Consider the following 19,724-nt stretch of genomic DNA (forward strand, 5'->3'; position numbering starts at 1 on the left):
ATTCGAAATGATCGACTGGAAACGCGTTGGTGATTTGAAGCGCGAGATCGGCGCGTCAGAGTTTGACGAGGTCGTCGAGCTGTTCCTCGAAGAGGTCGAAAGCGTGATGGACCGGCTGCGGGAAAACCCGAATCCAGACCTGTTCGAAGAGGATTTCCATTTCCTCAAGGGGTGTTCGGCAAATCTCGGCTTCGCGGACCTCGCCGGTTTCTGCCTTGCAGGCGAGACGATGGCGGCCCGTGGTGAAGCGGCGAAAGTGAATCTCTCTCAAATCTTCAACTGCTACGAGAGGTCGAAAATCTTCTTCTTCGAGGGCATGGAAAATGGTCTGGCCGCCTGACAACGGTTTTCCGGCCGTGTCGCGATAAGCTGACCTGGCGAGCGCGAAATCGCACTATACTGCCCGTCGCGGCAACGCCACTCACTCCGCTCAGATCACGAATTCTGACAGGGTCTCGTCACTCGTTATGTCGTTGTAGACGAGCCCGGCCGTTTCGAGACGCGAGAACAGCGCCGTGAAATTCGCCGGGTGGCTCGTCTCGATCCCCAACAGGACCGAGCCGAAATTCCTGGCGGATTTCTTCATGTATTCAAAACGGGCAATGTCGTCTTCGGGCCCAAGAAGGTCCAGGAAGTCCCGCAGGGCGCCTGGCCGCTGGGGCAGGCGGAGAATGATGTATTTCTTGACGCCGGAGTATCTCTGCGCGCGCTCCTTCACCTCGGGAAGCCGCTCGAAATCGAAATTCCCTCCTGAGGTCACGCAGACGATACGCCGCCCACGGATCTGGTTGGCCAGATCCGGAAGCACGTCCACCGATAGCGCCCCCGCCGGTTCGAGCACGATACCCTCGATATTGAGCATCTCGAGAATGGTGGTGCAAATCCGGTCCTCCGGCGCGCAGAGAACATCCGCCGGGGCGACATGGTCCAGCGCTTCGAAGGGCAGGTCGCCGATTCGTGCCACGGCTGCGCCGTCAACGAAGGTGTTCACACGGTCCAGCGTCACAGGGTGTCCGGCAGCCACCGCTGCGCTCAGGCTGGCCCCGCCCTTGGGCTCGACGTAGCGCAATCCGACCAATGGTGCGGTTTCCGCCAGGTATTGCGTCACCCCGGCGGACAGACCGCCGCCACCGACAGGCAGGATCACCATGTCGGGCGGGTCGATCTCGTCGAGCACCTCGACCATCACCGAAGCCTGCCCCTCGATGACATCGACATCGTCAAATGGTGCGAGAAAATGGCCGCCCTCGGCAACGCACCATTTCTGCGCTTCCGCCAGAGTGTCGTCGAAATAGTCGCCGGTCAGGCGAATCTCGATCGAGTCTCCGCCAAAAACCCGCGTCTTCTGGATTTTTTGTTGGGGAGTCGTCACAGGCATGAACACCACGCCCCGCACGCCGAAATGGCGGCAGACGAAAGCGACGCCCTGTGCATGGTTGCCCGCGCTGGCGCAGACGAAAAGCGATTGGTCCGGTTTGTCCGCCAGCACCTTGCGCATGGCGTTGAACGCACCGCGTAATTTGTAGGAGCGCACAGGCGAGAGGTCTTCCCGCTTCAGAAGGATCTCGGCGCCGAACCTGTCGGACAGGTGATCGTTCCGCTGAAGTGGTGTCGGCGGAAACAGGCTGCGCATCTGGGCAGTCGCAGCGCGGGCTTTTTCTGCGAAGGAGGTCATGCCTCCATCTGGCGCATGGCGGATGCGGACGCAAGCCTCAGTGCTGCGCCCGTGCCTCGATGAGGACTCCATAGAGCTTGGCCAGCGGGCTCATCGAGACCATCGTAGCAACCCAGCGGAAACGCGTTCTGTTGCATCGAACTCACCCTTGGCACCATGTGCCGTGTACTGGCTTACCTTGCCCTGCCACAGAAAAGGCGATATCGCGCGCAGGAAAATGAGACAAAGGGATTCAGTATGTCCGCGCCCAAGAAAGTGGTGCTTGCCTATTCGGGCGGCCTCGACACATCCATCATCCTCAAGTGGCTGCAGGTGGAATACGGCTGCGAAGTCGCCACCTTTACAGCCGATCTCGGGCAGGGCGAGGAGCTTGATCCCGCGCGCAAGAAGGCCGAGATGCTTGGCATCAAGCCGGAAAACATCTTCATCGAGGATCTGCGCGAGGAATTTGTGCGCGACTTCGTCTTCCCGATGTTCCGTGCCAACGCACAGTACGAGGGGCTTTACCTGCTCGGCACGTCCATCGCCCGCCCGCTGATTTCCAAGCGGCTGGTCGAGATTGCCGCCGAGACCGGCGCGGATGCGGTCTCCCACGGCGCGACCGGCAAGGGCAACGACCAGGTTCGCTTCGAGCTTTCGGCCTATGCGCTGAACCCCGAGATCAAGGTGATCGCGCCCTGGCGGGAATGGGATCTCGGCTCGCGCACCAAGCTGCTCGAATTCGCCGAAGCCCACCAGATCCCGATTGCCAAGGACAAGCGTGGCGAGGCGCCGTTCTCCGTCGATGCGAACCTTCTGCACACCTCGTCCGAGGGCAAGGTTCTGGAAGACCCGGCCGAGGAAGCGCCCGATTATGTTTACCAGCGGACCGTGCATCCCGAGGATGCGCCGGACACGCCCGAATATATCGAGATCGAGTTCGAAAGGGGCGACGCGGTTGCCATCAATGGCGAGCGGATGAGCCCGGCCACGATCCTTACCGAACTCAACGAATATGGCCGCAAGCATGGCGTTGGCCGGCTGGACCTCGTCGAGGGCCGTTTCGTAGGCATGAAATCCCGCGGCATCTACGAGACGCCGGGCGGCACGATCCTGCTCGACGCCCACCGCGGCATCGAGTCGATCACGCTCGACCGGATGCAGATCCATCTCAAGGACGAGCTGATGCCGCGCTATGCCGAGATGATCTATAATGGTTTCTGGTACAGCCCGGAGCGCGAAATGCTTCAGGCGGCAATCGACAAGAGCCAGGAGCATGTCACCGGCACGGTGCGGATGAAGCTCTACAAGGGGCTGGCGCGCGTCGTCGCCCGTTGGTCCGACCATTCGCTCTATTCCGAGGAGCAAGTGACGTTCGAAGAGGATATGGGCGCCTACGACCAGTCCGACGCGCAGGGTTTCATCCAGCTTCAGGGCTTGCGACTGAGGCTGCTGGCCCGCCGGGACAAGCGGTTCAACTAAACCGATCCGGGATATCGAAACGGGGCCGTCCTTCTGGGCGGCCCTTTTCGTTTGCCGCAACGCAGCGTCAGGCTTGCCGGACTGGACGCGCCTTCCTACCGATTTCGAGACAGAGGGAGGAAAGCCATGTCACTGACAGCGATCGCCGAAACCATTGAAAAGGGTCTTTCGAAGAGCGATTTCACTGACAGTCTGAAATTCGACTGCGGCACCGCCGGCGTGATCATGATTGCCGACAAGCAGGTGTCTCTCGAAGACGGACCGGCGGCCTGCACGCTGAAGATGAGCGTCGAGAACCTCGAAAAGCTCGTCACCGGCAAACTGAACCCGATGACGGCGGTCATGATGGGCAAGATCAAGGTCGGCGGCGATCCGTCCGTGGCAATGAAGCTTGGCAAACTGCTGAAAGGCTGATCCGAAACGCTGGTGTGGAAACCCGCCCTACGCTGGTTTCAAGGCGCTCGCCGCCAACCGTTTGTAATGCGGCAGGGCGGCCTCCAGAACATCCCGCAGATGTTCCGGCACTTCCGGCAAGGGTCCCTCGCGACCGGCGAACCCAGTGCTTTTCCAGACGGATTCGTACCAATGCGGCGCCCAGACTCCGTCGCAACCCTTGCCGCCGGCTGGCCAGGAGAGCATTGCTGGGTCGAATTCCAGTCCGATCTCGGCACAAAGAGCGCGCAGCATCCCTTCGGGGTTGTGGCGAATGTCGTGGCTGTCCACCACGATCGCCTTGCCATGTACCTCCGCGACATGGTCGAAAAGGTCGGCCTGCTGCCAGAATCCGATATCATCCAGCGTCGGGTTTTCCCGCTTGAGGCCATAGCTGGCGATCACCCGCGCCGGATGCCGGATCAGGAAGACATTCACCATGTTGTCCATCCAATCCGTCGGCATGCCGGCAAAGATGTGGTGGGTCATGTGTTTCTGGTAGAAATGCGGAGCGCCACCCGGAACCGGTCCAGTGAGATAGGCCACGACCTCCGCCGGATCGGTTGGCTGTGCGGCGAGAATCTCGTCCTGCATCGGGTGGGTCAGTCCTGTCGCGGCGAGGTAGGCCGCATAGAAAGGCTCATCCACCGCTGCGAAATCCGCCCGGTTGGCAAAGGCATACATCATCGCCGTCGAGAGATTCCGCGGCCCGGACCACATCGCAATCCGCATCAGTGGCACTCCCGCGTGACGAGGTCCTTGTAGAGCCCCCGCAACCGCTCGGTCATAGGCCCCATCTGGCCGGATCCGATCTGCCGGCCGTCGATCTCGCCCACCGGAGTCTGTGCGCCAAAGGTACCGGTCAAGAACGCCTCGTCGGCCCCATAGGTGTCCACCAGCGAGTAGTTCCGCTCGAAAACCGGGATGCTGTTCGCCCGGCAGATATCGATTACCTTCTGCCGGGTGATCCCGTTCATGCAGTAATCGCCCGTCGAGGTCCAAACGGCGCCCTTGCGGACGATGAAGAAATTGCAGGCATTGGTCGTGTTTACGAAGCCGTTCACGTCCAGCATCAGCGCTTCGTCTGCACCGGCCTTCTCGGCGGCAATACAGGCCAGCACACAGTTCAGCTTGGAATGCGAGTTGAGCTTCGGGTCCTGGCTCATCGGCAAGCCACGGATATGCGGAACGGTCGCCAGCCGGATCGGCCGCGGAAGCGATGGCGTCGAATGCTCCATGATGATCGCGACGGTTGGCCCCTGCTGCGAGAGCGACGGGTGCTGGAAGGGTCGCGTCTTGACTCCGCGTGTCACCATCAGCCGCGCATGGGCGTCCGTCTCCATGCCATTGGCCGCCCGCGTTTCCTCGAGTGCGGCTTTCAGGCCTTCCCGGTCCAGCCCGATGTCGAGACCCACCGCCAGCGCGGCCTCGAAAAGCCGGTCCAGATGTTCATCGAGAAACGCCCAGTGGCCATTATAGAGCCGCAGCCCTTCCCAGATGCCGTCGCCCAGCATGAACCCGCTGTCATATACCGAAACCACGGCTTCGGCCTTGGGCACGACCCGGCCATTCAGCCAGATCGAGATGGTTTCGTTGCGGGCGTCCTCGGCCGCCTGGTGGGTGGAGATCTTGTCAGCGCTCTGTGTCATGGCGCCGACGCTAAGGGGGCGTGAAGGAAAGGGAAAGCCTGAAACCTGCGTCACCTGTACGTGATCTCACAGCCCGTTGAATTGCAGGTGAAACGCGCCTGTGGGCACATTGCCGTCAAAGGAAAGGAAATGTCATGCAAGCCATTCTGGACAACGTGAAACCGGCCGTTCTGGCGCTGTTCATCGCCATCGGGACGGTTGTGCATTGCGGCGACGCCAAGGCGGCGCAAACCGAAACGGCGATCTTTGCCGGCGGGTGCTTTTGGTGCGTGGAATCCGATTTCGAGAGTGTCCCGGGCGTGATCGAAGCGGTGTCCGGCTTCACCGGGGGTACGGTGGAGAACCCCAGCTACAAACAGGTCGTACGCGGTGGAACCGGTCATTACGAGGCGGTGGAGATCACCTACGACCCGGCCAAAGTCAGCTATCCCCAGCTCGTGGACCTGTTCTTCCGGTCGGTCGACCCGACCGATGCGGGCGGACAGTTCTGCGACCGTGGCGACAGCTACCGCACGGCGATTTTCGCAACGCCTGCTCAGAAACCGGCAGCAGACTCCGGGCTGGCTTCGGCCCAGCAGGCGTTGGGCAAGCGGATTGTGACCCCCGTCCTTGCCGCTCAGGCATTCTACCCAGCCGAGGACTACCATCAGGACTATTACAAGCAGGACGAGTTGATCCTCACCCGCTTCGGTCCCCGCTCCAAGGCAAAGGCTTACAAGCTGTATCGAGACAGCTGCGGTCGCGATGACCGGGTCCGGCAACTCTGGGGCAACGACGCGCCTTTTGTGGGCGGTTGATCACCGGAAAATCCGCCGCGCGCCCGTGGCGCGCGGCCACCCCCAACGGGAGCAGCGCATCTTTGATGCGACGACGACGGGCGGGAGTGCCCCTATTCGATCCAACCCTTGAGATTGTTCGTGATTACCTCGCTCAGCGCCGAGATATGGGCCGCGTCGTCGTTCAGGCAGGGAATATAGGTAAAGCTCTCGCCGCCCGCTTCCTCGAAGCTTTCCTTGATCTCCTCGTTGATCTCTTCCAGCGTCTCGATGCAATCGGCGGAGAAGGCCGGCGCGATCACCGCGATGCGCTTCTTCCCCTGCCGCGCAAGGTCGGCGACATGGTCGACCGTGTAGGGCCGCAGCCAGTCTTCCGGCCCGAACTGGCTCTGGAAAGTGGTGCAGATCTTTTCCGGGTCCATCCCTGTCCGCTCTTGCAGCAGCCGTGTCGTCTTCTGACACTGGCAGTGATACGGGTCGCCCTCCATCAGGTAGCGCTTCGGCACGCCGTGATAGGAACACACCAGCATGTCCGGCGCTTCCTCCATCCCGGCAAAGCCGCGCTCCACCGATTGCGCCAGCGCGTCGATATAGGTGGGTTCGTCGAAATAGGGCGGTACGATCCGGGCCGTGGGTTGCCACTTCTCCTCCATGAGAACGCGGAAGAACTGGTCATTCGCCGTGGCAGAAGTGGCACCGGCATAGTGCGGGTAAAGCGGGAAAAACAGGATCTTGCGGCAGCCTTGCTCGATCAGCGCCTTTACCCGCTCCTTGGTCGAGGGGTTGCCGTAGCGCATGCACAGATCCACCACGACCTTGTCGCCGTAGCGTACCTGCATTTCGGCGGCGATGGCTTCCTTCTGGGCCCGGCTGATTGTCATCATCGGACTCTCGTTCAACTCGTTGTTCCAGATCGAGCGATAGGCCTCGCCGGATGTGAACGGCCGCTTGGACAGGATGATGAGTTGCAACAGCGGCTGCCATTTCCATTTCGGGTAGTCGATTACCCGCTGGTCGCTCAGGAACTCGCTCAGGTAACGCCGCATCGACCAGTAATCGGTGGCGTCGGGCGTTCCGAGATTGGCCAGCAACACGCCGATCTTCTCTTCGGGGAAACTCGGGTGGTCATCGGGGCGGGTCATGATCATCGGTCTGTCCTGGCTTTAAGTGGTCTGGGATCAAATAGAATCGCGGGGTGTTTCGTCAATCTTCGTCGGCAATTCGGCCCTGTCCGGCGGGATCGTTCAAGCCGATTTCTTTCGCGCCGAGCGCATCGGCCAGCCGCGTGGTGGCCGAGCCCGGGCGCAAGGGTTGTGGCTGCGAGGCATCTGGCGCCCATCCCGTCATCACGAGGATCTCGAAAGTGGCACGGATACGCCCGTCCTCTGTTCCGAACTGGCGGGCATACTCCTCGGCGGCCTTCAGGAAAAACTCGCGCGACACCGGCGCCTTGTGCCGGTTGGCCAGCGCATTCACCTCGCCCATCGCACGCAGATCGCGCATCAGGTGGAACATCGTCTCGTAGGTCACGGTCAGCGGCAGGCTGTCGACCACGGGCAGGGCAAGGCCGGCACGCTGCAAGAGCCCGCCAAGGTCACGGATCTCGCCCATTGGCGCCACGCGTGGCGACAGGCCACCCATCACCTCGGTCTCGGCCATGGCGAGGACCTGACGCAGCTCGGTGAGGGTCTCGCCGCCGAAACCGAAGCCAAGGAAAAATCCATCCGGGCGCAGCGCGTGGCGCGCCTGGGCAAGCTGGCCAACCGGATCGTCGGCCCAGTGCAGCGCCATGGCGTGGATTACCAGATCATGCGCGGCCACATCGAGCCCGAGGGTTTCCTCGTCGTGAACCTGCTTGGCATCCGGGCGCAATTCGGACCAGAGCGCGGGAAAACCCGAGATCACGGCGGTATCCGTAAACGTCTTGTTAACCAGTTGCAGTCTTTCCTCCACCTCGTCCGCCATCATCCGATGGAGGAAGTCCGCCATGCCGCCTTGGGTGGCACGCGCGCGGGAACGGGCGCGGCTGAGGGCGGCGCGATCGGTCAATCGAGGGGTCGTCATGCTGGGAAATGCTGCCTTGCGTTCCGGGGTTCGGGCGATGATGCATGTTGTTTACCCTCCCCATTGCCTGACCTGCAACGCGATCGTCGGCACCGATGACGGTCTTTGCGCCGCTTGCTGGGGGCAGACGCCGTTTCTCACCGGGCTGCGGTGCGATCTTTGCGGGGTGCCGCTGCCGGGCGACGACCCGACCGAGATCGCCTGTTGCGACGATTGCCTGCGGATCGCCCGGCCCTGGAGCAAGGGGCGCGCCGTGCTCGCTTATCGGGACAATGGCCGCAGGCTCGTGCTGGCCTTCAAGCATGGCGACCGGACGGAACTGGCCCGCGCGACCGGTGCCTGGATGGCAATCGCCGCGCGCGACATCCGCCTGCCCGGCCAGATCGTGGTGCCGACGCCGCTGCATTGGCGGCGCCTCTTCAAACGCCGCTACAACCAGGCCGCGCTGCTCGGGGCGCGGCTGGCGAGGGAGCTGGAACTGGAGCATTGTCCGGACCTGCTGAAACGGCATCGCTTCACCGGCTCCCAGGAAGGCAAGGGCGGGGACGCCCGTTTTGCCAACCTGGTCGATTCGATTTCTGTGAATCCACGTCAGCGAGCGCGGATCACGGATCGGCCCGTCCTGCTCGTGGACGATGTTCTGACCTCCGGCGCGACACCCGCGGCCTGCGCCGAGGCTTGTTATGCTGCAGGTGCATCAGATGTTCGTGTCGTGGCTCTGGCGCGGGTGGTAAAGGAGGGGTAAGGTCTCCTCTGGATTAGCCGGAGCCTTGAGGACTGATGCAGCCTGTCGAAATCTACACCACGCCTTTTTGCGGTTACTGCCACGCGGCAAAGCGACTTCTGAAACAGAAGGGTATCTCCTTTTCCGAGGTGGACCTTTCCCGAGCACCAGAACGCCGGCAGGAGATGCTGAGCCGCTCGAATGGCGGTTATACCGTGCCGCAGATCTTCATCGGCGGGACCCATGTTGGCGGATGTGACGAACTTTATGGCCTGGAGCACGCGGGCAAGCTCGATCCGCTTCTGGGCGTCGAGGCCTAAGACGGGGTCATGCGCGCAGGACTTTTGCAACTCAACGTCTCCGATGACCCGGCCGCCAATCTCACCGAGACATTGGCGCGGGTAGAGGAGGCTGTGGGTGCGGGTGCCGAATTCGTGCTGACACCGGAAGTGACCAATTGCCTCTCGGGAAGTGCGACGCGGCAGCGCGAAGTCCTGCAAGGGCAAGCGGAGGACATTACTCTCGCCGCTCTGCGTGAGGCGGCGACGCGACACGGGATCTGGTTGCTGATAGGGTCGCTGGCGCTCAAGACCGACGATCCGGATGGGCGTTTTGCTAACCGGTCCTTCCTGATCGACCCCGAGGGAGCGATCGTCGCCCGTTACGACAAGATCCACATGTTCGACGTGACGGTGTCGGAAACCGAGACCTATCGGGAATCGGCTGGCTACCGTCCGGGGACCGAGGCGGTGCTCGCAGAGACCCCTTTCGGCAAGCTTGGCCTCACGATCTGCTACGATATTCGCTTTCCGCATCTCTACCGGCGGCTTGCGCAAGCCGGTGCCGGAATCCTGACCATCCCGGCCGCCTTCTCGCCCGTCACTGGCGCGGCGCATTGGGAACTGCTCCTGCGCGCCCGCGCCATCGAGACTGGCGCCTTCGTTCTGGCGCCCGCGCAATGCGGGGTGCATCCGACCAGCCGGGGCAAGCAGCGGCGCACCCATGGTCATTCCATGGTGGTAGCGCCTTGGGGCGAGGTGCTGGCGGATGCCGGCGAGGACCCCACTGTCATGTTGGTGGATATCGACATGGCCGAGGTGACCCGCGCCCGTTCCCGCGTGCCTTCGCTCACGCATGACCGACCCTTCGGAGGGCCGGAATGAGCCAGCAGACCGATAGCCTCGCCGTGGCGCTGTTTTCCGAGATCTTCACGATCGACCAGCTTGCCCATAACCGCCTGTCAAAGGCGCTGCCCAAGGGGATGGAGCTGAGCCAGTTCTCCGTGCTCAACCACCTCGCGCGCGTGGGCGAGGAGCGCACGCCCGCGCAGCTCGCGCAAGCCTTCCACCTGACGCGCGGTGCGATGAGCAACACGCTGTCCAAGCTCGAATGGGCGGGCCATATCCACGTGCGGCCCGACTGGAACGACGCGCGGCGCAAATTCATTTCGATCAACCCGTCCGGGAGGGCGGCGCGGGAAGCGGCGATTGCCGCGGTCTCGCCGATCATCGCCGAGGTTGTCGAGGAGATCGGCACGGATCGCGTTCGGCTGGCGCTGCCGGTGCTGAGGGAATTGCGCGAGAAGCTTGGCGCGGGCTGAACCATGCGTTGTTTCCTGGCCATTTCGCTGCCCGACCCGGTTCTGGACCGGCTGGAAATGCTCGCGGCCCGGTTGCCGGTTGGACGGGTGCCACCGCGCGAGAACCTGCACCTGACCCTCGTCTTTTTGGGCGATGTGGCGGAGATGCAGGCACGGGATCTGCATTTGGCCCTAAGCGAAATCACCCATCCAGCAGTTGAGATCAGTTTTGCCGGGCTGGATCTTTTCGGCGGCGCGAAACCGGAGATCCTGCACGCCGCCGTGCGCCCCGAACCGGGGATCGTGCATCTTCACGACAAGGTTCAGCAGGCCGCCCGCCGGTCCGGGCTGGAGCTGAAACGCACCCGCTTTCGCCCGCATGTGACACTTGCCCGCTTCAACCGCGCCCCGTCGGGGGAAGCCGCGGACCGGTTGGCGGATTTCCTTCAGGCCAACGCACTGGCGGATATCCCCGGCTTTCTGGCGGAGAGTTTTTCGCTCTATCGGTCGGAGCTTGGACACGGCCCCGCGCGCCATAGCGAGCTGGCCTGTTATGAGCTAGGGATTGCCTAGGCGCCCTTACGCCGGGCGGGTGCTGGCGGTGACGTAGTTCACCGAGAGGTCGCTGGCGGAGAGCGACCAGCTCCACAAGATCGGGTTGAAGACGAACCCAGTCGCGTCCTCGTGCCGGAGCCCGGCCTTTTCCAGCAATTCCTTCAGCTCGTCGGGCGTGATGAACTTGTTCCATTCATGCGTGCCCTTGGGCAGCCAGCGCATCACCCATTCCGCGCCGACAATCGCCATCGCGAAGCTCTTGGGGTTGCGGTTGATCGTCGAGCAAATCATCAGCCCGCCGGGTTTGAGCAGGTCATGGCAGGCGGTCAGGTAGGCCAGCGGGTCCGACACGTGTTCGACCACTTCCATGTTCAGCAGCACGTCGAACTTCTCGCCCGCCGCGGCCATCTCCTCGGCGGTGATGCAGCGGTAGTCGATGTCCAGCCCGGATTGCTCGGCATGGATCTGCGCCACCGGGATGTTCCGCGCGGCCGCATCCGCGCCGACAACCGTCGCCCCCAGCCGCGCCATCGGTTCCGACAGCAAGCCGCCGCCGCAGCCGATATCGAGCAGGCGCAGCCCCTCGAACGGCTTCGGCGCGGTCAGGTCACGGTCGAACTCGGCGGCGATCTGACGGGTGATGTAGTCGAGCCGTGTCGGGTTCAGCATGTGCAGCGGCTTGAACTTGCCCGTCGGATCCCACCATTCGGCGGCCATCGCTTCGAACTTGGCCACTTCGGCCGGATCGACGGTGGTCTGGGACATGTTCATGCTGCGGCTCCTTGTTCGGGGCGGTCGTTCGGCGTGGCGCCGGCTTTCCGACCGCTATATAGCTCGGTTATGGACAAGGTCGCGGGACACAAAAGCGCACTGCACTACCTCTATCCGTCGGTTGAGCCCTTCGACCGGTGTCTGCTGGATGTTGGCGACGGCCACAAGGTCTATATGGAGCAATGCGGTGCACCGGACGGAATTCCGGTGGTTGTGCTGCACGGTGGTCCGGGTGGCGGTTGCAGTCCGGCAATGCGCCGCTATTTCGATCCTGAAAAATACCGCATCATCCTGTTCGATCAGCGCGGCTGCGGAATGTCGCGGCCCCATGCGAGCGTCGAGAACAACACAACCTGGCACCTCGTGCGCGATATCGAGACGATTCGCGAACATATCGACGTGGAACGCTGGGTCGTGTTCGGGGGAAGCTGGGGCGCGACGCTGGGCCTGCTTTATGCACAGGCGCATCCGGACCGGGTGGCCTATCTTGTGCTGCGCGGCGTGTTCCTGATGATGCAGCGGGAGCTGGACTGGTTTTATGGTGGCGGTGCGGGGCAGTTTCACCCTGAGGAATGGCAGAGCTTCACCAATATCATTCCACCCGAGGAACGCTCCGACCTGATCGGCGCCTACGAAAAGCGCCTCTTCGGCGAGGATCAGACCGCGCAGACCTATTTTGCGCGTGCCTGGTGCCGGTGGGAGAATGCGTTGGCCACGATCAGGAGCGACGGCGCGCATTCGGACGCGCCGGGGCATTACGCCCGCGCTTTCGCCCGGCTGGAGAACCACTATTTCCGCCACAAGGGCTGGCTTGAGCGCGACGCGCAGATCCTTGAAGACATGCCGCTGATCTCGAAGATCCCGGGAATCGTCATCCAGGGCCGGCAGGACATGATCTGCCCGCCCCGCTCGGCCTGGGAAATCACCGAACGCTGGTCGCGCGGAGAATTGCGGATGGTCGGGATGGCCGGTCACGCGCTGAGCGAGCCGGGGATTACCGCCGAGCTGGTGCGCGCCACCAAGGCGCTCCCGCGCATGGCGGCGCAGTTGGGGCTTTAGAAAGCCTCTCAGCTGTCCTTGTCGGCTGAGTCCAGCCGGAAGATCTGTACAGCGTACTTGGCCGACAATCCGTGCAGGAAGGCTGAGATCAGTACCGCGGCGATCGCAGTGACGAGGATCGGATTGCTCCTTTGCAGATGCTCGAAATCCATGATCACGAAAACGGCGAAAAGCGCGGTGGCCAGGCCGCGCGGGCCGAACCAGCCATAGAACAGGCGCTCGTTCGGCGTGGTGTCGGTTCCCACCAGCGACAGCCAGATTACTACGGGGCGAACGACAAATAGCGAGACCGCGATCACGGCAATGCCCGCGAGGGTGATGTTCTCCAACGCGACCGGCGCGAACAGCGCGCCGATGAAGAAGAAGCTCAGGATGGCGAGGAACTGCCCGTCGCCCTCGATGAACTCCCTTGCATGCGAGACCGTTCCCTTGGCCATGTTCGCATAGGCGATGCCCGAGACGAAAACCGCGACGAAGGAATTGCCGCCCGCGTGCTCGGCGGCGAAATAGATCACGCCCACGAGGGCCAGCACGGCGACCTTGGTCAGCCCATGATCGATAAGATTGCGCTCTACGGAGAAATTCCGCAGCAACCCGGCCGCGGCCCCGCCCAGAATACCGACAAGCGCGCCGAGTCCGATCTGCACGGCAACCAGCCGCAGCAGCGAACCGTCGCCAAGCTCGGGGTCATTCGCGCTGACGGCGAGGCCGGCAAAGAAGATCACGAAGGGCAGGGCGAGCCCGTCGTTCAGCCCGCTTTCGGCGTTCAACGTGTCTCGGATGATCTCGGGGATTCGTTCGTTGGACTGGATGGACTGTCCAAGTGCGGCGTCGGTCGGCGCGAGCAGCGCGGCCAGCAGGAAAATTTCCCAAAGCGGCCAACCGGGCAGGAGCAACCAGTTCGCCAATGCGCCGAGACCAATGGCGATCGGGAGCCCGATGAGCAACATGCGCCCGGCGCGTTGCCCGATCCGCTCCACCGCGTTCCGATCGAGCAAGGTGGCGTCTGCAAAGAGCAGCAGCGCCAGCGTCATCTCCGCCAAGTTGTGAAAAATAGTGGCGGAATCATGGGTGAGATGCATACCGCTCATTCCGAAAACCACACCTAAGCTCAGGAAAATCATCGGCATCGTGATGCCGCGCCGGCTGATCGCTGCGGAGAAATAACAATAGAGCAGAATAACGACCGCAATGCCGAGAACTTGGAAATGCATGGAAAACTCCCCAGATGCTGGAAGCTTAGGGGTGTATGCGTGCTTGTGGCAATGCGCTGCTTCGGTCTGCCGGGGGCAGGAGTTTTCCGTCCCCCCTTGCCAGAAGGGGCCGAAGCACGTATATGCCCGTTCAACAGCGGCGCGTCGGTGCTCAACCGAGGTTCCACCGGGAAGTATCGACGGGCCGCGCGCCCGTTTTTTTGTGTCCGGACAGAATATGACCGACCTTATCGCCAAGACGAACATCGACCAGCGACTGGCAGAGATCCTGACCCCCGTCATCGAGGGGATGGGATTCGAGCTGGTGCGCATCCGGCTTATGTCCGGCAATACACCGACCCTGCAGATCATGGCCGAGAAGCCGGAAGGCGGTATCGAGGTCGACGACTGCGCCGAGATTTCTACAGCCGTCTCCGCGGTGATGGATGTCGAGGATCCGATCGAGGACAATTACACGCTGGAGGTTTCCTCGCCCGGCATCGACCGGCCGCTGACCCGGCTGAAAGATTTCGAGACCTGGGCCGGCTATGTCGCCAAGCTGGAAACCGAGGAGCTGATCGACGGCCGTCGTCGCTTCAAGGGTACGCTCAAGGGTGTCGAAGGCAACGAGGTGCTGATCGAGATCGAGCACGAAGGCGCGCCGGTGATCATCGGCTTGCAATTCGACTGGCTCTCCGAAGGCAAGCTGGTGCTGACCGACGAGCTGATCCGCGAGATGCTCAACCAGCGCAAACATGCGGGCGAGATCGACGAAGCCCAGTTCGACGAAGTGCAGACATTCATGGCGTCCGAGGACGACGCCAAAGAGAACTCGTAAAAGAGGAACAACAAGAGATGGCCATCACATCCGCCAACCAGCTGGAACTGCTGCAGACCGCCGAGGCGGTGGCGCGCGAGAAGATGATCGATCCGGAGCTGGTGATCGAGGCGATGGAAGAGTCCCTCGCCCGTGCCGCGAAGTCGCGTTACGGCTCCGAGATGGACATTCGTGTTTCCATCGACCGCAAGACCGGCCGCGCGACCTTTACCCGCGTGCGCACCGTGGTCGAAGACGACCTGCTGGAGAACTACCAGGCGGAGATGACGGTCGAGCAGGCCAAGCAATACATGGCCGATCCGCAGATTGGCGACACGCTGACCGACGAAGTCCCGCCGGTCGAGATGGGCCGGATCGCCGCCCAGAGCGCCAAGCAGGTTATCCTGCAGAAGGTGCGCGAGGCCGAGCGTGACCGCCAGTTCGAGGAATTCAAGGACCGCGCCGGCACCATCATCAACGGTGTCGTCAAGCGCGAGGAATATGGCAACGTCATCGTCGATATCGGTCGTGGCGAGGGCATCCTGCGCCGCAACGAGAAGATCGGCCGCGAGAGCTATCGCAATGGCGACCGTATCCGCTGCTACATCAAGGACGTGCGCCGCGAGGCCCGCGGCCCGCAGATCTTCCTCAGCCGCACCTCGCCGGAATTCATGGCCGAGCTGTTCAAGATGGAAGTGCCGGAGATCTATGACGGCATCATCGAGATCAAGGCCGTGGCTCGTGACCCCGGCTCGCGTGCCAAGATTGCCGTGATCTCCTATGATGGTTCCATCGACCCGGTCGGTGCCTGTGTCGGTATGCGCGGTTCCCGCGTGCAGGCCGTCGTGAACGAACTTCAGGGCGAAAAGATCGACATCATCCCGTGGAACGAGGATGTGCCGACCTTCCTGGTGAACGCGCTGCAGCCGGCCGAGGTGTCCAAGGTCGTTCTCGACGAGGAAGCCGAGCGGATCGAGGTTGTTGTGCCCGACGAGCAGCTTTCGCTCGCCATCGGTCGTCGCGGCCAGAACGTGCGGCTGGCCAGCCAGCTCACCGGTCTCGATATCGACATCATGACCGAGGAAGAAGAGAGCCAACGCCGCCAGAAGGAATTCGAGGAGCGCACGCAGCTCTTCATGGACACGCTGGATCTCGACGAGTTCTTCGCCCAGCTTCTGGTCTCCGAGGGCTTCTCGAATCTCGAGGAAGTCGCCTATGTCGAACTGGACGAACTCCTGGTCATCGACGGCGTGGACGAGGACACAGCGAACGAGCTTCAGGCCCGTGCCCGTGACCATATCGACGCGATCAACCGCAAGGCGCTGGAGAAAGCCGTCGAGATGGGTGTCGAGCAGAGCCTGATCGATTTCGAGGGCCTGACCCCGCAGATGATCGAGGCGCTGGCCGATGACGGCGTGAAGACGCTGGAAGATTTCGCCACCTGCGCGGACTGGGAGCTGGCCGGCGGCTGGACTACGGTTGACGGCGAGCGGGTCAAGGATGACGGCGTTCTGGAGAAATTCGACGTCTCGTTGGCCGAGGCACAGGACATGGTGATGACCGCCCGCATCCAGCTTGGCTGGGTCGATCCCGCGGAGCTCGAGGCCGAGGCCGAAGAGGCCGAGGAAGGCGTTGAGACCGAGGAGGCCGGCGCCTGATTCCTGGCGCTGGATGGGTATCGGACCTTGGGTCGCGGTGGACATAAAAAGGACCGGGAGGCGGCGAGCGAACGCAAATGCGTCGCCACAGGTGAGATACGGCCAAAGGCGGAGATGATCCGCTTCGTGGTCGGACCGGATGGCGGGATCGTGCCCGATCTCGCCGGCAAGCTGCCCGGACGCGGTATCTGGGTGACGGCTACGCGCGACGCTCTGGCGCTGGCCGTGAAGAAAAAGGCCTTTGCCCGCGGTGCCAAGCGACAAGTCGCCGTGCCCGAGGGACTGGTCGATGCGATCGAAGCGGGGCTGACGCGACGCGTGACCGACACGCTGTCGCTGGCACGCAAGGCCGGGTTGGCGATGGCGGGCTACGAGAAGGTCCGCGGGCTGATCCAGACCGGCGAAGCGGTCGTTTTGCTCCAGGCCAGTGATGGCTCGGAGCGCGGAAAGAGCAAATTGCGCCTTCCACCGGAGGAAGGTGCCTATTTCGACTGTCTGACGGCCCATGAAATGGGTTTGTCCTTTGGTCGAGACCATGTAATACACGCGGCGCTGTGTGCCGGAGGACTCACGACTCGTGTCGTTGAGGAGGCCACACGGCTTTCCGGCCTGCGCGGCAATATCGGGGCAGACGGCCCCGGAAAGGACGATGGTATCGCATGAGCGAGAATGACGGCAAAAAGACCCTGGGCCTTAAGGGCGGAGCACGCTCCGGCTCGGTAAAGCAGAGTTTCAGCCACGGACGCACCAAGAACGTCGTGGTCGAGACGAAGCGCAAGCGGGTCGTTGTTCCGAAACCGGGGGCGGGTAAAGCCGGCGCCGGCGGCGGACAGGCGGGCGGAGATCCTTCGCGCCGTCCGGCCGGTATTTCGGATGCCGAGATGGATCGCCGGCTCAAGGCGCTGCAATTGGCCAAGGCGCGCGAGGCCGAGGAGGCCGAGCAACGTGCCGCGGACGAGAAGCGCCGCGACGAAGAGCGTCAGCGCCGACGCGAAGAGATCGAGGCCAAGGAGCGCGAGGAGCGCGAACGCGAAGAAGCGTTGAAGGCCAAGGCCGAGGAAGAAGAGCGCAAGAAGCGCGAGGCTGCCGAAGCTGTCAAGCGTGAACGCGAAGAGCGCGAGGCGTCCCGCAAGGCGGTTCTGGCCACGCCGTCCCGTTCCGCGCAAGCTCCTCAGCCTCGTTCGGCCAAGAAAGCCGAGCCAGAGGCCGCTCAAGCCGAGACAGCCGAGAAAGCCGCACCGGCCGCCAGGGAAGCCCAGTCGCAGGCGCAGCCCAAGACCTTCACCAAGCCCGACGCGACTCCGCGCAAGGGCGGTCGTGAGGATCGTGACCGGGATGCCCGCGGCAAGGGCAATCGTGACGACAACCGTCGTTCCGGCAAGTTGACGCTGAACCAGGCAATGTCTGGTGGCGAAGGCGGGCGCCAGCGGTCCATGGCCGCGATGAAGCGCAAGCAGGAGCGTGCCCGTCAGAAGGCCATGGGTGGCATCGAAAACCGTGAAAAGGTTGTGCGCGACGTGCAGGTGCCCGAGACGATCGTTGTCTCGGAACTCGCCAACCGCATGGCCGAGCGTGTGGCCGACGTGGTCAAGGCGCTCATGCAGAACGGCATGATGGTGACCCAGAACCAGGCGATCGATGCCGATACGGCGGAGCTGATCGTTGAGGAATTCGGCCACAAGATCGTCCGGGTCTCGGATTCCGACGTGGAAGACGTGATCGACTCCGTCGAGGACAAGGAAGAAGATCTGCAGTCCCGTCCGCCGGTCGTTACGGTCATGGGCCATGTCGACCACGGCAAGACTTCGCTGCTTGACGCGATCCGCCACGCCAAGGTGGTGTCGGGTGAGGCCGGTGGCATTACCCAGCATATCGGCGCCTACCAGGTGACCACGGACAACGGACAGATCCTGTCTTTCCTCGATACGCCGGGCCACGCCGCCTTTACCTCCATGCGTGCCCGCGGTGCGCAGGTGACGGATATCGTCGTTCTGGTGGTGGCCGCCGATGACGCGGTGATGCCGCAGACGGTCGAGGCGATCAGCCACGCGAAAGCGGCCGGGGTGCCGATGATCGTGGCGATCAACAAGGTCGACAAGCCGGACGCGGACCCGATGAAGGTGCGCACCGATCTTCTGCAACACTCGGTGGTCGTGGAGCAGATGTCGGGCGAAGTGCAGGATGTCGAGGTGTCGGCCAAGACCGGCCAGGGCCTCGATGAACTGCTCGAAGCGATCGCGCTGCAATCCGAGATCCTCGAACTCAAGGCCAACCCGAACCGCGCCGCTTCCGGTGCCGTGATCGAAGCCCAGCTCGACGTGGGCCGTGGCCCGGTCGCCACCGTTCTGGTGCAGAACGGCACGCTCAAGCAGGGCGACATCTTCGTTGTCGGCGAGCAGTGGGGCAAGGTACGTGCGCTGGTCGATGACAAGGGCAACCGCGTCCAGGAAGCTGGCCCGTCGGTTCCGGTCGAGGTGCTCGGCCTGAACGGCACGCCGGAAGCCGGTGATGTGCTGAACGTGGTCGAAACCGAAGCTCAGGCGCGGGAAATTGCCGAGTATCGCGAGCAGGCCGCCAAGGACAAGCGCGCAGCGGCTGGTGCCGCAACGACGCTCGACCAGCTCATGGCCAAGGCCAAGGCCGACGAGAACGTTGCCGAACTGCCGATTCTAGTGAAGGCCGACGTGCAGGGCTCCGCCGAGGCCATCGCCCAGGCGATGGAGAAGATCGGCAATGACGAGGTGCGTGTACGCCTTCTGCATTCCGGTGTCGGTGCAATCACCGAGAGCGATATCGGCCTGGCCGAAGCTTCCGGTGCACCTGTCATCGGCTTCAACGTCCGTGCAAATGCTCCGGCTCGTGCAGCGGCGAACCAGAAGGGTGTGGAGATCCGTTACTACTCGGTGATCTACGACCTCGTGGACGACGTGAAAGCGGCAGCTTCCGGCCTGCTCTCCGCCGAAGTGCGCGAGAACTTCATCGGTTATGCCGAGATCAAGGAGGTCTTCAAGGTCTCCCATGTCGGCAAGGTGGCCGGCTGTCTCGTCACCGAGGGCATCGCCCGCCGTTCCGCCGGCGTGCGCCTGCTGCGCGACAACGTGGTTATCCACGAAGGCACGCTCAAGACGCTCAAGCGCTTCAAGGACGAGGTTGCAGAAGTGCAGTCCGGACAGGAATGCGGTATGGCTTTCGAGAATTACGACGGTATCCGCCCAGGCGATGTCATCGAGATTTTCGAGCGCGAGGAAGTCGAACGTCAGCTGGCCTGATCTCGAAAGACAACGCGAATCGATATCGGGCGGCTGGTTACA

At 62.8% G+C, this 19,724-nt stretch carries 21 protein-coding genes; 14 read left to right on the forward strand and 7 right to left on the reverse strand.

Annotated elements, in window-relative coordinates; all coding sequences use genetic code 11:
* Nucleotides 1–7: 7 nt before the first annotated feature.
* Nucleotides 8–340 (forward strand): Hpt domain-containing protein, encoded by a 333-nt coding sequence (locus BLR85_RS05190; protein ID WP_093150967.1) that lies wholly within the window; start codon nucleotides 8–10, stop codon nucleotides 338–340.
* A gap of 90 nt (nucleotides 341–430) precedes the next feature.
* Here BLR85_RS05190 and ilvA read toward each other — a convergent pair whose 3' ends face one another.
* Nucleotides 431–1,675, reverse strand: a complete 1,245-nt coding sequence (ilvA, locus tag BLR85_RS05195) for a threonine ammonia-lyase IlvA (protein WP_093150970.1) — start codon at nucleotides 1,673–1,675, stop codon at nucleotides 431–433.
* A 237-nt stretch (nucleotides 1,676–1,912) separates the two neighbouring features.
* On the opposite strand from ilvA, the gene BLR85_RS05200 reads away from it, so the two are divergent.
* On the forward strand, nucleotides 1,913–3,136 hold the full coding sequence (locus BLR85_RS05200; RefSeq protein ID WP_093150974.1) for an argininosuccinate synthase: 1,224 nt from the start codon (nucleotides 1,913–1,915) through the stop codon (nucleotides 3,134–3,136).
* Nucleotides 3,137–3,262: 126 nt separating this feature from the next.
* On the forward strand, nucleotides 3,263–3,550 hold the full coding sequence (locus BLR85_RS05205) for an SCP2 sterol-binding domain-containing protein (protein WP_093150978.1): 288 nt from the start codon (nucleotides 3,263–3,265) through the stop codon (nucleotides 3,548–3,550).
* A 27-nt stretch (nucleotides 3,551–3,577) separates the two neighbouring features.
* On the opposite strand, the gene BLR85_RS05210 is transcribed toward BLR85_RS05205, so the two are convergent.
* Together BLR85_RS05210 and BLR85_RS05215 are read right to left on the reverse strand one after the other, a co-directional pair.
* Complete coding sequence (locus tag BLR85_RS05210) at nucleotides 3,578–4,300, reverse strand: sulfotransferase-like domain-containing protein (protein WP_093150982.1); 723 nt, start codon at nucleotides 4,298–4,300, stop codon at nucleotides 3,578–3,580.
* Nucleotides 4,300–5,217 carry a D-amino acid aminotransferase gene (locus BLR85_RS05215; RefSeq protein WP_093150986.1) on the reverse strand — a complete coding sequence of 306 codons (918 nt, stop codon included), beginning with the start codon at nucleotides 5,215–5,217 and terminating at the stop codon, nucleotides 4,300–4,302. The genes BLR85_RS05210 and BLR85_RS05215 overlap by 1 nt, the downstream gene beginning before the upstream one ends.
* Before the next feature lie 134 nt (nucleotides 5,218–5,351).
* Between BLR85_RS05215 and msrA the strand changes: the two genes are divergently transcribed.
* The gene (gene msrA, locus BLR85_RS05220; RefSeq protein ID WP_093150990.1) at nucleotides 5,352–6,014 is read left to right on the forward strand and encodes a peptide-methionine (S)-S-oxide reductase MsrA; all 663 of its coding nucleotides are present in this window, start codon (nucleotides 5,352–5,354) and stop codon (nucleotides 6,012–6,014) included.
* Between the two features lie 92 nt (nucleotides 6,015–6,106).
* Here the strand turns inward: msrA and hemH are convergent, their stop codons facing one another.
* Both hemH and BLR85_RS05230 read right to left on the reverse strand, forming a co-directional pair.
* Nucleotides 6,107–7,141: a ferrochelatase gene (gene hemH / locus BLR85_RS05225; protein WP_093150994.1), complete on the reverse strand. Its 1,035-nt coding sequence runs from the start codon at nucleotides 7,139–7,141 to the stop codon at nucleotides 6,107–6,109.
* Nucleotides 7,142–7,196: 55 nt separating this feature from the next.
* A complete protein-coding gene (locus BLR85_RS05230; protein ID WP_093150998.1) occupies nucleotides 7,197–8,057 on the reverse strand; it encodes a methyltransferase domain-containing protein in 861 nt (286 codons plus the stop codon).
* Between BLR85_RS05230 and BLR85_RS05235 the strand changes: the two genes are divergently transcribed.
* Genes BLR85_RS05235 through thpR form a run of 5 tightly spaced genes read left to right on the forward strand, consistent with a single transcriptional unit; the run spans nucleotide 8,056 to nucleotide 10,933 of the window.
* The gene (locus BLR85_RS05235) at nucleotides 8,056–8,802 is read left to right on the forward strand and encodes a double zinc ribbon domain-containing protein (RefSeq protein ID WP_093151003.1); all 747 of its coding nucleotides are present in this window, start codon (nucleotides 8,056–8,058) and stop codon (nucleotides 8,800–8,802) included. The two genes, BLR85_RS05230 and BLR85_RS05235, sit on opposite strands and share 2 nt — an antisense overlap.
* A 35-nt stretch (nucleotides 8,803–8,837) precedes the next feature.
* Nucleotides 8,838–9,101: a glutaredoxin 3 gene (grxC, locus tag BLR85_RS05240; protein WP_093151007.1), complete on the forward strand. Its 264-nt coding sequence runs from the start codon at nucleotides 8,838–8,840 to the stop codon at nucleotides 9,099–9,101.
* A gap of 9 nt (nucleotides 9,102–9,110) precedes the next feature.
* The gene (locus BLR85_RS05245) at nucleotides 9,111–9,944 is read left to right on the forward strand and encodes a carbon-nitrogen hydrolase family protein (RefSeq protein ID WP_093151012.1); all 834 of its coding nucleotides are present in this window, start codon (nucleotides 9,111–9,113) and stop codon (nucleotides 9,942–9,944) included.
* Nucleotides 9,941–10,381 carry a MarR family winged helix-turn-helix transcriptional regulator gene (locus BLR85_RS05250; RefSeq protein WP_093151015.1) on the forward strand — a complete coding sequence of 147 codons (441 nt, stop codon included), beginning with the start codon at nucleotides 9,941–9,943 and terminating at the stop codon, nucleotides 10,379–10,381. Before BLR85_RS05245 ends, BLR85_RS05250 begins: the two co-directional genes overlap by 4 nt.
* 3 nt (nucleotides 10,382–10,384) lie before the next feature.
* A complete protein-coding gene (gene thpR / locus BLR85_RS05255) occupies nucleotides 10,385–10,933 on the forward strand; it encodes an RNA 2',3'-cyclic phosphodiesterase (protein ID WP_093151019.1) in 549 nt (182 codons plus the stop codon).
* A 6-nt stretch (nucleotides 10,934–10,939) separates the two neighbouring features.
* On the opposite strand, the gene ubiG is transcribed toward thpR, so the two are convergent.
* On the reverse strand, nucleotides 10,940–11,686 hold the full coding sequence (ubiG, locus tag BLR85_RS05260; protein WP_093151023.1) for a bifunctional 2-polyprenyl-6-hydroxyphenol methylase/3-demethylubiquinol 3-O-methyltransferase UbiG: 747 nt from the start codon (nucleotides 11,684–11,686) through the stop codon (nucleotides 10,940–10,942).
* 69 nt (nucleotides 11,687–11,755) lie between these two features.
* Between ubiG and pip the strand changes: the two genes are divergently transcribed.
* The gene (gene pip / locus BLR85_RS05265; protein WP_093151027.1) at nucleotides 11,756–12,745 is read left to right on the forward strand and encodes a prolyl aminopeptidase; all 990 of its coding nucleotides are present in this window, start codon (nucleotides 11,756–11,758) and stop codon (nucleotides 12,743–12,745) included.
* 8 nt (nucleotides 12,746–12,753) lie between these two features.
* On the opposite strand, the gene BLR85_RS05270 is transcribed toward pip, so the two are convergent.
* Entirely contained in the window at nucleotides 12,754–13,959 is a 1,206-nt protein-coding gene (locus tag BLR85_RS05270; protein ID WP_093151032.1) for a cation:proton antiporter, read from the reverse strand.
* A gap of 217 nt (nucleotides 13,960–14,176) precedes the next feature.
* Between BLR85_RS05270 and rimP the strand changes: the two genes are divergently transcribed.
* Genes rimP through infB form a run of 4 tightly spaced genes read left to right on the forward strand, consistent with a single transcriptional unit; the run spans nucleotide 14,177 to nucleotide 19,682 of the window.
* Nucleotides 14,177–14,776, forward strand: coding sequence for a ribosome maturation factor RimP (gene rimP / locus BLR85_RS05275; protein ID WP_093151036.1), 600 nt, complete (start codon nucleotides 14,177–14,179; stop codon nucleotides 14,774–14,776).
* Nucleotides 14,777–14,793: 17 nt separating this feature from the next.
* Nucleotides 14,794–16,413 (forward strand): transcription termination factor NusA, encoded by a 1,620-nt coding sequence (nusA, locus tag BLR85_RS05280; RefSeq protein ID WP_093151039.1) that lies wholly within the window; start codon nucleotides 14,794–14,796, stop codon nucleotides 16,411–16,413.
* Nucleotides 16,414–16,440: 27 nt separating this feature from the next.
* Nucleotides 16,441–17,076 carry an RNA-binding protein gene (locus tag BLR85_RS05285; protein WP_093151043.1) on the forward strand — a complete coding sequence of 212 codons (636 nt, stop codon included), beginning with the start codon at nucleotides 16,441–16,443 and terminating at the stop codon, nucleotides 17,074–17,076.
* Complete coding sequence (gene infB, locus BLR85_RS05290; RefSeq protein ID WP_093151047.1) at nucleotides 17,073–19,682, forward strand: translation initiation factor IF-2; 2,610 nt, start codon at nucleotides 17,073–17,075, stop codon at nucleotides 19,680–19,682. Before BLR85_RS05285 ends, infB begins: the two co-directional genes overlap by 4 nt.
* Nucleotides 19,683–19,724: the final 42 nt, after the last annotated feature.

Source organism: Aliiruegeria lutimaris (genome assembly GCF_900099935.1).
Classification (GTDB): Bacteria; Pseudomonadota; Alphaproteobacteria; order Rhodobacterales; family Rhodobacteraceae; genus Tropicimonas; species Tropicimonas lutimaris.